This is a genomic window from Streptomyces sp. NPDC090025, from assembly GCF_044748125.1.
Classification (GTDB): domain Bacteria; phylum Actinomycetota; class Actinomycetes; order Streptomycetales; family Streptomycetaceae; genus Streptomyces.
In genome coordinates, this window is record NZ_JBIVFL010000001.1 from 1110029 (window position 1) to 1123567 (window position 13539).

Genomic DNA, 13539 nt, shown 5'->3' on the forward strand with positions numbered 1-13539 from the left:
GCCCTACAGCGCCTCGCGCCGCGTCAGCCAGTTGAAGCAGATCCAGCCCGGAAGGACCGGCAGCCACAGTGTCAGGAGACGGAACAGCAGCACCGCCGGGGTCGCCACCTCGATCGGCAGCCCCACCGCCACCAGACCCAGCGTCAGCGCACCCTCGACCGCGCCCACACCGCCCGGCGTCGGCGCCGCCGAACCGAGCGCGTTGCCCGCCAGGAACACCACGGCCACGCTCGCGTAGCTGATCGTCACGTCACCGTGGCCGAAGGCCCGTACCGACGCGTCCAGACAGAACACGAACGCGCCGGTCAGCAGCAGCATCCCGCCGATGCCGGTGAGCAGCTTCATCGGCCGCTGGAGCACGTCCAGCATGCGCGGCACCACACCCGCGAACAGCGACCGCAGCCGCGTCGACACGAACCGGCGCATGAACGGGATCGCCGTCACCACCAGGACCAGCACCGCGACCGTCAGCAGACCCGCGATCACCGTCCTCGACGGCGAGAACGACTGCGACTTCTCCGTCCCCGTCAGATAGCCGAACGACAGCAGCAGCAGGATGTGCGCCCCGAGCCCGAACAGCTGCGACGCGCCCACGCTCGCCACCGCGAGCCCCGGCCGCACCCCCGCACGCTGCAGGAACCGGGTGTTCAGGGCCACTCCGCCGACCGCCGCGGGCGCCACGATCTTCACGAACGACCCGGCGACCTGCGCCACCACCGTCCGCCAGAACCCGACCCGCTCCGGCACGAAGCCGAGCAGGCTCATCGCCGCCGCCACATAGCTCAGCGCCGAGAACAGCACCGCCGCCGCCACCCAGCGCCAGTCCGCCTGGCTGACCGTCGACAGCGGCGTCCGCGCGATCTGCGACAGCAGGAAGTACGCGGCGACCGCACCCGCGATCAACGACACCAGCGTCCGCGGCTTGATCCGCTCCAGACGCACCGGCTCCACCGGCGCCTGCGGCCTGATCAGCAGCACCTGCTGCCGGATCTGCGCCAGCAGATCCTCCTCGCGGGCCTCGTCGAGCGCGACGTCGAGCGCCTTCTTCTCCGCCTTCTTGTCGGCCTGCTTCTCCGCCCGCTCCGACTTCTTGTCCGGCTCCAGATTGGCCTGCGCCCGCGCCTCCGCCCGGGCCAGCTTCGCCGCCTCCGACGCCGCGAGCACCGCCTCGCGCTCCCGCGCCGACCGCTCCCTGGCCCGCCGCCGCAGCTCCGCGCGCGTCGACCGGCTCAGCGCGATCGGCTGGAGCAGCGGCAGACAGTCCGCGATCGCGTCCGGGCCCAGCACCTCCACGGCCGCCGCCACCGCGCGCTCCGCACCCACCCGAAGGCCGAGCGTCGTCAGGAGCTGCGCGATGTCCATCCGCAGCACCAGATCACCCGCGGCGATCTCACCGCCCCGCAGATCCGTCAGGATCACCTTGCCGGAACGATCCACCACAATCGCGTCACCCGCGAGCCTGCGATGCGCGATCCGACGCGACTGCAACGCCTTCACCTGCCGCCACGCACTGCGCACCAGCTCGTCGGTGATCTCGTCGTCGTCCAGCGAATCCAGCGTCCGCCCGCCCAGGTGCTCGTAGACCAGCATCACGGCGTCCGGACCCAGCTCCGAGGTCGCGATCAGCTTCGGCGCGTTCGCCCCCGCCGCGATCGCCGCGTACGCGAGCAGCGCCTCCTGCTCAAGGGCCTGCCGCAACGACACGATCGACCGCCGGGTGGTGATCGTCCGCAGCGTCAGCCGCCGCCACGCCCGGTAGAAGAAACCGTGCGCCTGCTGCTCCCGGTCCACCACCGTCACATCGAGCGGCGAACCCTCCTCCAGGGTGACGATGTAGCGCCGCCCCCGGTCCCCGGCGTCCGCCGACGCCGCGTCCGGCAGACCCTCGGCGCGCAGCGCCGTCACCGGCCGGAAACCGACCCGCCGCAACCCGGCGAGCAGGGTCTGCCCGGTCGGCCGGACGTTCGGCGAGCCGACCGCGTACAGCGTGCCGTACGCCACCGTCCAGCCGATCAGCACCGTCAGGATGATCGAGAACGCCGTCGTGTACCCGGCGACCAGCATCGTGAACGCGTCGAGCAGCAGCACCACCCACAGCACCACCCGCCAGCGCGGCCTGCGGGCCATGCCGACGGCCGTCATGTACGCGATGACCGGAGCGAGATAGTTGTGCACCGGGTCGGTCAGACCGCCCCCGGACGCGGGCTGCGTCAGCGCGTCCTGGATGGTGCCGGGCGCGGCCTTCGCCACCCACAGATCGGTCGCGAGCGTCACCCCGTGCGCGAGCACCGCGGCGAGCACCCCGTCCGCGATCCGCAGTCCGTCACGTTTCACCAGACGTTCGATCGCGAACGCCACCGGGATCAGCAGCACCGCGATCGACGACACCAGACCGGCGATCTTCACGAACACGTCGGGCGCGCCACCGGCGCCCTTGTTGATGTCCTGCTCAAGACCCGACGTCGTGCCGTGGGCGAAGGCGGCGATGGCGAGCACCAGGGCGATGGCGAGCAGGCCGATCAGCAGCCGCATCAGGTCCGACGGGCGGTGCACCCGGGCGGCGAGCAGCGGCTCGTCGACGGAGACGCGCTCAGGAGCGTGCCCGGAAGCGTGGTCAGGAGCGTCGTGCCCCTGCGCGTGCTCCCGCGCGTGCTCCGGCGGGCTGTCGTGCGCCATCACCATGTCCGTCTCTGCGTGCCGTTCGGTCATGTCCGCGGCGGTCTGAACCGCCGCCCCCTCCGCCGTCACGGCGTCCGTCGCCGCTGTCGTCGTCTGCTGTTCTTGATCTCGTATCACCAGTCACCGCCCGCATGATGGTGGCACGAAGCGGGTCCGTTCGGAGGCATCAGGGGGTTGTCGGTGGGGTGAGGCAGGATGGGCCGAATGGAGATGCAGGAGCTTCCCGAGCTGCCGGACTACGCGGAACGAGTCCTTCAGGTCGCCGAGGAGATCCCGCCCGGCCGGGTGATGACGTACGGGGACGTCGCCGAATGGCTGGGCCAGGGCGGCCCGCGCCAGGTGGGCCGCGTGATGGCGCTGTACGGCGGCTCCGTGCCCTGGTGGCGCGTCGTCCGCGCCGACGGCGCCCTGCTCCCGGGCCACGAACGGCGGGCGCTCGGCCACTACCGGGCGGAGGGGACGCCACTGCGGCAGCAGCGCGACGGCGCGATGCGGCTCGACATGTGCCGGGCGCGCTGGGACGGGGCGGGGGCGGACCAGGCAGGTCCGGGAGCCCCGGCGGGGGAGTGAGCGGGCCGCGGCGCGGCGCACCCCGGCGGACCGGCCGTGGGACGGCTGCCCGGACCTGAGGCCCCCGGACCGTCGTCCGGTCCCGGATCCCCGTACGGCTCCGGACCGTCGTCCGGTCCCGGATCCTCGTACGGCCCGGGATTCTCGTACAGCCCCGGATCCTGGTACGGCCCGGGATCCTCGTACGGCTCCGGTTCGCGCCGCCCATCGCGTAACGTCGATGGCCGCGCCCCTCACCCGGGCACCCCGCATCCCGACCCACCAGCACCACCAGGACCGGCGACCCACGTGACTTCCACCTCCACCCTTCGGTACACCCGGGGCCCCGGCGCGTACCGGCTGGTGCGGGCGGTCCCGGCACCGGTGCGGCCCCCTGTCCTTGACGCAGGGCAGCGCGCGGTGGTTGAGCACACGGAAGGACCGCTTCTGGTCCTCGCCGGACCCGGCACCGGCAAGACGACGACACTGGTCGAAGCGGTCGCGGCCCGCGTCGAACAGGGCGCCGACCCCGAACGGCTCCTCGTCCTCACCTTCAGCCGCAAGGCCGCCGTGGAACTCCGCGACCGGATGGCGGCCCGCCTCGGCGGCCGCCGCCCCCCGCAGGCCACCACCTTCCACTCGTACTGCTACGCCCTGATCCGCGCCCACCAGGACGCCGACCTGTTCGCCGAACCGCTGCGGCTGCTCTCGGGACCCGAGCAGGACCTCGCGGTACGGGAACTCCTCGCCGGCCAGATCGACCTGGAGCGCCTCGGCCTCGGCCACGTCCGCTGGCCCGACGAACTGCGCGCCTGCCTCACCACCCGGGGCTTCGCCGACGAGGTCCGCGCCGTGATCGCCCGCTCCAGGGAACTGGGCCTCGGCCCCGACGCCCTCGACGCCTTCGCCCGCCGGGTCGGCCGCCCCGACTGGCGGGCCGCGGCCGGGTTCCTCGCCGAGTACCTCGACGCGCTCGACCTCCAGGGCGTCGTCGACTACACCGAACTGGTGCACAGGGCGGTACTGCTCACCGAACGGGCGACGCCCGGCACCCTGCCCCCGTACGACGCCGTGTTCGTCGACGAGTACCAGGACACCGACCCGGCCCAGGTACGGCTCCTCCGCGGCCTGACGGCGGGGTCGGGCGCCCGCGCGCTGATCGCCTTCGGCGACCCCGACCAGTCCATCTACGCCTTCCGCGGCGCCGACGTGAACGGCATCCTCGACTTCCCCGCCACCTTCGGCGGCCCCGTCCACGCCCTCACCACCACCCGCCGCTCCGGCGCCGCCCTGCTCGCCACGAGCCGCCTCCTCACCGCCCGCATGCCGCTGCCCCGGCTCCCCGCCGACCGGGTCCGCGCCCACCGCGACCTGACCCCGGTACGCCCCGGCGGCCGCACCGAGGTCCACACCTACCCGACCCCCTCCACCGAGACCGACAACATCGCCGACCTGCTGCGCCGCGCCCACCTGGAGGACGGCGTCCCCTGGCACGACATGGCCGTCCTCACCCGCTCCGCCACCCCCCTCCCCACCCTCCGCCGCGCCCTGACGACGGCCGGCGTCCCGGTGGAGACCGACGCCGCCGACACCCCGCTCCGCCATGAGCCCGCCGTGGCGCCGCTGCTGCTGGCGCTGCGGGCGGCGGCGGGGGGAGCGGAGGCGGGTGCGGCGGCGCCGGGGGCGGGCGTGGGCGAGGCGGGCCCCGGGGCCGGGGGCCCGGACACCGGTTCTGGCACCGACAGCGGCGACGCGGCCGAAGCCGAAGCGGGCTCCGGGGCCGGGGGCCCCGACACCGGCGCGCCCGGCGACGCCGCCGACCCGGCGGCTCCCGCGCCCGACGACGCGCCCGGCCAGGCCGCAGGCCCGGCCACCCCCGCCGCCCCCGACATCGCGGTGCCCGGCGACACCGCCCCCACCTGGCTCGACACCGACACCGCCGTCACGCTCCTCGCCTCGCCGCTCGGCGGCATGGACCCCGCCGACCTGCGGCGGCTCGGGCGCGCGCTGCGCGACGAGGAGCGGGCCGGGGGCAACGCCGTGCCCCCGCCGTCGGACGTGCTGCTCGCCCGCGCCCTCGCCGAACCCGAGCGGCTCGTCGCCCACGACCAGAGCTACGCCCGCGGCGCCCGCCGCCTCGGCGAACTGCTGCGCGCCGCGCGCGAACGGCTCGCCGCGGGCGGCACCGCCGAAGAGGCCCTGTGGCTGCTCTGGAACGGCACGCCCGAAAACGGCACGCCCTGGCCCGGCCGACTGGAACGCGCCTCGCTGCGCGGCGGCACCGCGGGCCGCAACGCCGACCGCGACCTCGACGCCCTGTGCGCGCTGTTCGAGACCGCCGCCCGCGCCGAGGACCGCGTCGGCGGCCGCGGCGCGCTCAACTTCCTCGAAGAGCTCGACGCCCAGGACATCGCCGCCGACACCCTCACCCGCCGCCACCTCCGCCCCGACGCCGTCCGCCTCATGACCGCCCACCGCGCCAAGGGCCTCGAATGGGGCCTCGTCGTCGTCGCCGGTGTCCAGGAGGGCCTCTGGCCCGACCTGCGCCGCCGCGGCTCCCTCCTCGAAGCCGACCGCATCGGCCGCGACGGCCTCGCCGAACCCCTCACCCCCGGCGCCCTGCTCGCCGAGGAACGCCGCCTCTTCTACGTCGCCGCCACCCGCGCCCGCGACCGCCTCGTCGTCACCGCCGTCAAGGCCCCCGCCGACGACGGCGACCAGCCGTCCCGCTTCCTCACCGAACTCGGCGTCGAACCCAAGGAGATCACCGGCCGCCCCCGCCGCCCCCTCGCCGTCGCCGCGCTCGTCGCCGAACTCCGCGCCACCACCGTCGACCCCGCCGCGTCGCCGGAGCTCCGCGCCGCCGCCGCCGAACGCCTCGCCCGGCTCGCCGCCCTCACCGACGACGACGGCCACCCGCTCGTCCCGGCCGCCCACCCGGACCGCTGGTGGGGCCTCGCCGAACCCACCCGCGCCGCCGCCCCGCTCCGCGACCGCGAGGCGCCCGTCGCGCTGTCGGGCTCCGCGCTCGACCAGCTCGTCAACACCTGCGCCCTCCAGTGGTTCCTGGGCCGCGAGGTCAAGGCCGACGCGCCCGCGACCGCCGCGCAGGGCTTCGGCAACGTCGTCCACGTCCTCGCCGACGAGGTCGCCTCCGGCCGCACCCCCGCCGACCTCGACGTCCTGATGGCCCGGCTCGACTCGGTCTGGGACGCCCTCGCGTTCGACGCGCCCTGGAAGTCCGCCCAGGAGAAGCGGAACGCCCGCGTCGCCCTGGAACGCTTCCTGCACTGGCACGTCCTCGACCGGGCGGGCCGCACCCCCGCCGCCACCGAGCACGCCTTCGACGTGACCCTCGGCGCGGGCGACTACCAGGTCCGCATCCGCGGCTCCATGGACCGGGTCGAGACCGACGAGCAGGGCCGCGCGTACGTCGTCGACTTCAAGACCGGCAAGACCGCGCCCACCAAGGACGAGGTCGCCCACCACCCGCAGCTCGCCGTCTACCAGCTCGCCGTCCGCGAGGGCGCCGTCGACGAGGTCTTCGGCGGCCGCACCCCCGAACCCGGCGGCGCCGAACTCGTCCACCTGCGGCAGGCCGCCGCCAAGAAGGAGGGCGGCGAGGCCCTGCCCAAGGTGCAGGGCCAGAGCCCGCCGGACGCCGAGTGGATCGGCGGCCTCCTCGCCACCGCCGCGGGCCGGGTCCTCGACGAACGCTTCACCCCGACCACCGGCCAGCACTGCACCACGTGCGCGTTCCGCGCCTCGTGCAGCGCGCGCGCCGAGGGCCGCCACGTCGTGGACTGACCGGGAACGAACTGACCGGGAACGAGCGGTACGCGCGCGTGTACGGCGTTCTCCGGCGCCGGTACGACATGGGCACCGGTACGGCACGGGCACCGGCCCCGTACGGCGTGCGGTCGCGGGCCCGCGCGGGGTCCGGCACCCTGGGAGAACGGGCCCAGGGGGGAGCCGTGGGCTCGGGGAGAGTCCGCGAGGAGGCTCGCATGGCGTCCCACACGCCCGGCACCACCCCACAGCGCCCCGCGCCGCCCCGCGGACCCCGGCGGCACGCCCACCGGCGGGCCCTCGGCGCCGCCCTCGCCGTCACCACGGCCCTGCTCCTCGGCGCCGCACCGGCCGCCACAGCAGCCACCGCCGCCACGCCCGCAGTAGAGGTGTCCGCCCCCACCCCCGACCCGTTCCGGAACCTCACCGCCGACCAGATCGCCGACCGCGCCGTCACCGCCACCCAGTCCGCGACCTCGGTCCGGATGGCCGGCCGGGTGGTCTCCGGCGGACAGCCCCTGGACGTCGACTTCTCCGTCGACGACCACAAACAGTGCACCGGCACGATCCGCCTCGAAGGCGGCGCCGCCGAACTCCGGCAGACCGGCGGCGTCACCTACATGAAGGGCGACCAGGCGTTCTGGCGCGCCTCGATGACCTCCCAGGGCCTGCCCGCCCCACAGGTCGAGGCCACCATCGAACTCCTCAAAGGCCGCTGGCTGAAGATCACCCCGGGCCAGGCGGGCAGCAGCGACCTGAGCGACGTCTGCGACCTGAAGGCGCTCCTCGCCGACCTCGGCCGGGACTCCGCCGACCGTACGGGCCTGGTCCGCGGCCCGGACAGCGCCGTGAACGGCACCCCGGTCGCCACCGTGATCAAGCACAAGCCCGGCGGCGAGACGACGACCGTGTCGGTCGCCGAGACCGGCAAGCCGTACATCCTGAAGACCGTCAAGACGGGCGGCGAGCAGGCCGGCAGCGTGACCCTCTCCGACTACGACAAGCCGGTCACCGTCGTCGTCCCGCCCGCCGACGAGACCGTCGACCTCTCGGTCCTGGACCAGGGCACCCCGGCCCGCGCCGCCTGACCCGCACGGCCGTCCCGCACCCCGGCCCCGGGGGCGGCGGGTGTGACCCTCCCCACCCACCCACCGCCCCGCCCCCCGCCGCACCGGCCCACCCCACCGGCCCCCACCGCGCACCGCCGCCGACTGTCAGCGCCCCCCGCTAGCCTCTTTCGGGTGACCCCACACCTCACCGACCCCGAGCAGCTCAAGGAGCTCCTCGGCATCCCGTTCACCCCGGAGCAGACGGCGTGCATCATCGCGCCGCCCGCGCCGCAGGTCATCGTGGCCGGTGCCGGGTCGGGGAAGACGACGGTGATGGCCGCCCGGGTGGTGTGGCTGGTCGGCACCGGGCAGGTCGCCCCCGAGCAGGTCCTGGGCCTCACCTTCACCAACAAGGCCGCCGGAGAGCTCGCCGAACGCGTCCGCGCCGCCCTCGTCAGGGCCGGGGTCACCGACCCCGACCCGCTCGACCCCGACGAACCCCCCGGCGAGCCCCGCATCGCCACCTACCATGCGTTCGCCGGACAGCTCCTCACCGACCACGGGCTGCGCCTCGGCCTCGAACCCACCTCCCGGCTCCTTGCCGACGCCACCCGCTTCCAGCTCGCCGCCCGCGTGCTCCGCGAGGCCCCCGGCCCGTACCCGGCGCTCACCCGCTCCTTCCCCACCCTCGTCGGCGACCTCCTCGCCCTCGACGCCGAACTCTCCGAGCACCTGGTCACCCCCGACCAGCTCCGCGCCGCCGACACCGCGCTCATCGGCGAGCTCGCCGACGCCCGGCTCACCAACGCCGACCTGCGCAAACTCCCCGAAGCCGCCACCGCGCGCCGCGAGCTCCTCGACCTCGTCGTCCGCTACCGCGCCGCCAAACGCTCCCGCGACCTCCTCGACTTCGGCGACCAGATCGCCCTCTCCGCCCGGCTCGCCACCACCCGCCCCGAGGTCGGCGCGATCCTCCGCGACGAGTTCAAGGTCGTCCTCCTCGACGAGTACCAGGACACCTCCGTCGCCCAACGGCTCCTGCTCTCCGGCCTGTTCGGCCAGGGCACCGGCCACGCCGTGACCGCCGTCGGCGACCCCTGCCAGGCCATCTACGGCTGGCGCGGCGCGTCCGTCGCCAACCTCGACGACTTCCCCGACCACTTCCCGTACGCCGACGGCACCCCCGCCACCCGCTTCTCGCTCTCCGAGAACCGCCGCAGCGGCGGCCGCCTCCTCGACCTCGCCAACGGACTCGCCGCCCCCCTCCGCGCCCGCCACGCGGGCGTCGCCGCCCTGCGCCCCGCCCCCGGCGCCGAACACGACGGCACCGTCCGCATCGCCCTCCTCGACACCCACACCGAGGAGATCGACTGGCTCGCCGACTCCCTCGCCCACCTCGTCCGCACCGGCACCGAACCCGCCGAGATCGCCGTCCTGTGCCGCACCGCCGGAGACTTCGCCGCCATCCAGGGCGCCCTCGTCGCCCGTGACGTGCCCGTCGAGGTCGTCGGCCTCTCCGGGCTCCTCCACCTGCCCGAGGTCGCCGACCTCGTCGCCGTCTGCGACGTCCTCCAGGACCCCGGCGCCAACGCCTCCCTGGTCCGGCTCCTCACCGGCCCCCGCTGGCGCATCGGCCCCCGCGACCTCGCCCTCCTCGGCCGCCGCGCCCGCCTCCTCGTGCACCGCCCCGGCGCCGACCCCGCCGACACCGACCAGCGGCTCGCCGCCGCCGTCGAAGGCGTCGACCCCGCCGAGGTGATCTCGCTCGCCGACGCCCTCGACACCTTCCTCGACACCGGCAGCGGCGGGCAGGGCGGGCACGGCGCCGCCCCCGGCCCGGCCACCGCCGACGGACTGCCCTTCTCGTCCGAGGCCCGGGTCCGCTTCGCCCGCCTCGCCACCGAACTCCGCAGCCTGCGCGGCTCCCTCGCCGACCCCCTGATGGACGTCCTGCACCGGGTGCTCGCCACCACCGGCCTGGAGGTCGAGCTCTCCGCCTCCCCGCACGCGCTGGCCGCCCGCCGCCGCGAGACCCTCGGCAACTTCCTCGACATCGCCGCCGGATTCGCCGCCCTCGACGGCGAAGCCACCCTCCTCGCCTTCCTCGGCTTCCTGCGCACCGCCGCCCAGTACGAGAAGGGCCTCGACAACGCCCTGCCGGGCGGCGAGAACACCGTCAAGGTGATGACCGCCCACAAGTCCAAGGGCCTGGAATGGGACGTCGTCGCCGTGCCCGGGCTCGTCACCGGACAGTTCCCGTCCACCCGCGCGCGCGAGTCCTGGACCACCCAGCCGCAGGTCCTGCCGCACGCGCTGCGCGGCGACGCCGCCACCCTGCCCGCGCTCGACACCTGGGACGCCGCCTCCCTCAAACACTTCAAGGAAGACCTCCGCGACCACCAGCACACCGAGGAACTCCGCCTCGGCTACGTCACCTTCACCCGCCCCCGCTCCCTGCTCCTCGGCTCGGGCCACTGGTGGGGCCCCGCCCAGAAGAAGCCCCGCGGCCCCTCCGACTTCCTGCACGCCCTGTACGAGCACTGTGCGACGGGCGCGGGCGAGATCGAGGCATGGGCCGACGAACCCGCCGAGGGCGACGCCAACCCCCTCCTCGCCGCCGAACTCGCCGACCAGGCATGGCCGCTGCCCCTGGACCGCACCGGCCTCGCCCGCCGCCGCGAGGCCGCCGAAGCCGTCCTGCGCCACCTCTGGGCCCCCGCGCCCGAGACACCCGCGACGCCCGCGGCGGATGCCCCGGCGGACCCGGACGACCCGGACGACCCGGACGACCTCTGGCTCCCCGGCGAGCTCGACGGGGACGGCGGCTGGGACGACGAAGGAGATGGCGAAGAAGACGTCGAAGGGAACGGAGTAGGGAACGACGGCGCCCCTGGTCCCACCCCGGACCCCCGCCCCGGCGCCCGCCTCCCCGCCCCGCGCCCCGAGGCCCGCCCGGCCCGGCGGCCCGCGCCCGCCCCGACCCCCGAGGACGCCCGGACCATCGCCTCCTGGGACCGCGACCTCACCGCCCTCACCGCCGAGCTGCACCGCGCCCGCGCCACCACCCGCGACGTCCTGCTGCCCGCCTACCTCTCCGCCTCCCAGGTGCTGCGCCTCGCCGCCGACCCCGACGGCTTCGCCAAGGAGCTGGCCCGGCCGATGCCCCAGCCGCCGCAGCCCGCCGCCCGCCGCGGCACCCGCTTCCACGCCTGGGTGGAGTCCCGCTTCGAGGAACTGCCGCTGCCCATGCTCGGCCCCGACGAGCTGCCCGGCGGCGAGGACTTCGCGGGCGAGCCGGAGATCCGCGACGAGCGGGACCTGGAAGCCCTCAAGGAGGCGTTCGACCGCACCCCGTACGCCCGCCGCGTCCCGTACCGCGTCGAGGTCCCCGTCCACCTCTCCCTCGCGGGCCGGGTCGTCCGCGGCCGGATCGACGCCGTCTACCGCGACGAGGCCACCGGCGCGTACGAGATCGTCGACTGGAAGACCAGCCACCTGCGCACCGCCGACCCGCTCCAGCTCGCCCTCTACCGGCTCGCCTGGGCCGAGCAGCACGGCCTCGACCCCGACGAGGTCACCGCCGCGTTCGTGTACGTCCGCACGGGCGAGGTCGTACGGCCCCGACGGCTGCCCGGCCGCCCCGAACTGGAGGCGATCCTGCGCGGCGCGCCCCCCGAGGACGCCGGACCCGGACCCGTACCCGAAGCCGTACCCGACGCCGGACCGCCGGACCCCGCCCTCGACGAGGCCCCGCCCCTCGACGACCTGCCCCCGGACGAGGACCCCTTCCATGCCGGATAGGCTCGGGAGCATGAGCGAGACCCCGGACAGCGCCGTCCGCACCGCGGACACCCCTGCCCCGAGCGACGGCGGCACCACCGCCGGCACCGCGGGCACCTCCGACGTACGCGCGTACGTCGAGCGGCACCGCGCCGACTTCCTCGGCGAGCTCGCCGAGTGGCTGCGGATCCCGTCCGTGTCCGCCCAGCCGGAGCACGCCGACGACGTCCGGCGCAGCGCCGCATGGCTCGCCGACCGGCTCACCGGCACCGGCTTCCCCACCGTCGAGGTGTGGGAGACCGACGGCGCGCCCGCCGTCTTCGCCGACTGGCCGTCCGACACCCCGGACGCCCCGACCGTGCTGGTCTACGGCCACCACGACGTGCAGCCCGCCGCCCGCGAGGACGGCTGGCACACCGACCCGTTCGAGCCGGTGATCACCGACGGCCGGATGTACGCGCGGGGCGCCGCCGACGACAAGGGCCAGGTGCTGTTCCACACCCTCGGCGTCCGCGCCCACCTCGCCGCCACCGGCCGCACCGCGCCCGCCGTCCACCTCAAGCTGCTGATCGAGGGCGAGGAGGAGTCCGGCTCGCCGCACTTCCGCGCCCTCGTCGAGAAGCACGCCGACCGGCTCACCACCGACGTCGTCGTCGTCTCCGACACCGGCATGTGGTCCGAGACCACCCCGACCGTGTGCACCGGCATGCGCGGCGTCGCGGACTGCGAGATCGACCTGTACGGGCCCGACCAGGACATCCACTCGGGCTCCTTCGGCGGCGCCGTGCCCAACCCGGCGACCGTCGCGGGCCGGATCGTGGCCGCGCTCCACGACGCCGACGAGCGGGTCGCGATCCCCGGCTTCTACGACGGCGTCACCGAACTGACCGACGCCGAGCGGGCCCTGATCGCCGAGCTGCCCTTCGACGAGGCGGCCTGGCTGACCACCGCCAAGTCGCACGGCACCCTCGGCGAGACCGGCTTCGCCACCCTCGAACGCGTCTGGGCCCGCCCGACCGCCGAGGTCAACGGCATCGGCGGCGGCTACCAGGGCCCCGGCGGCAAGACCATCGTGCCCGCCACCGCCCACCTCAAGCTGTCGTTCCGGCTCGTCGCGGGCCAGGACCCGGCCAGGATCGAGACCGCCGTACGGGACTGGCTCACCGGCCTCGTCCCGGCCGGCGTCCGCCACGAGATCGTCTTCGGCGCCCCCACCCGGCCCTGCCTCACCCCGCTCGACCACCCGGCCCTCACGGCGGTCGCGGGCGCCATGAGCCGCGCCTTCGACGGCGCGAAGGTCCGCTACACCCGGGAGGGCGGCTCGGGACCGGCCGCCGACCTCCAGGACGTCCTGGCCGCCCCGGTGCTGTTCCTCGGCATCTCGGTCCCCTCCGACGGCTGGCACGCGCCCAACGAGAAGATCGAGCTCGACCTGCTGATGAAGGGCGTCGAGACGGCCGCGTACCTGTGGGGCGACCTGCCCGCCGCCCTCGCCGCCGCCGGGCCCGCCGGGTCCGCCGGGTCCGCCGGGTCCGCCGGGTCCGCCGGGTCCGCCGGGTCCGTACAGGACGACGGCGCCGATCCCGTACGCCACGAAGACGACGCCTGACGCACACCTCGGCGGCCTGCCGCACCACCCACCCGCCGAGACCCGCCGAGCGCCTGACCCACACACCGAACCGGGGGAGTTGGA

Annotated in this window: 6 protein-coding genes; 5 read left to right on the plus strand and 1 reads right to left on the minus strand. The window is 75.3% G+C overall.

Going from position 1 to position 13539, the window contains the following annotated elements; translation table 11 throughout:
* Nucleotides 1-3: 3 nt before the first annotated feature.
* The gene (locus ACIPXM_RS05230) at nucleotides 4-2709 is read right to left on the minus strand and encodes a flippase-like domain-containing protein (protein ID WP_401652080.1); all 2706 of its coding nucleotides are present in this window, start codon (nucleotides 2707-2709) and stop codon (nucleotides 4-6) included.
* A 165-nt stretch (nucleotides 2710-2874) separates the two neighbouring features.
* On the opposite strand from ACIPXM_RS05230, the gene ACIPXM_RS05235 reads away from it, so the two are divergent.
* From ACIPXM_RS05235 to ACIPXM_RS05255, 5 genes are all read left to right on the plus strand, one after another.
* Nucleotides 2875-3249, plus strand: a complete 375-nt coding sequence (locus ACIPXM_RS05235; protein ID WP_401652082.1) for an MGMT family protein — start codon at nucleotides 2875-2877, stop codon at nucleotides 3247-3249.
* Nucleotides 3250-3591: 342 nt separating this feature from the next.
* Nucleotides 3592-7035: an ATP-dependent helicase gene (locus ACIPXM_RS05240; RefSeq protein WP_401652511.1), complete on the plus strand. Its 3444-nt coding sequence runs from the start codon at nucleotides 3592-3594 to the stop codon at nucleotides 7033-7035.
* Between the two features lie 200 nt (nucleotides 7036-7235).
* Nucleotides 7236-8105, plus strand: a complete 870-nt coding sequence (locus ACIPXM_RS05245) for a hypothetical protein (protein WP_401652084.1) — start codon at nucleotides 7236-7238, stop codon at nucleotides 8103-8105.
* Between the two features lie 153 nt (nucleotides 8106-8258).
* Nucleotides 8259-11867: a UvrD-helicase domain-containing protein gene (locus tag ACIPXM_RS05250; RefSeq protein ID WP_401652086.1), complete on the plus strand. Its 3609-nt coding sequence runs from the start codon at nucleotides 8259-8261 to the stop codon at nucleotides 11865-11867.
* A 10-nt stretch (nucleotides 11868-11877) separates the two neighbouring features.
* Nucleotides 11878-13455, plus strand: a complete 1578-nt coding sequence (locus ACIPXM_RS05255) for a dipeptidase (RefSeq protein ID WP_401652088.1) — start codon at nucleotides 11878-11880, stop codon at nucleotides 13453-13455.
* Nucleotides 13456-13539 lie beyond the last annotated feature (84 nt).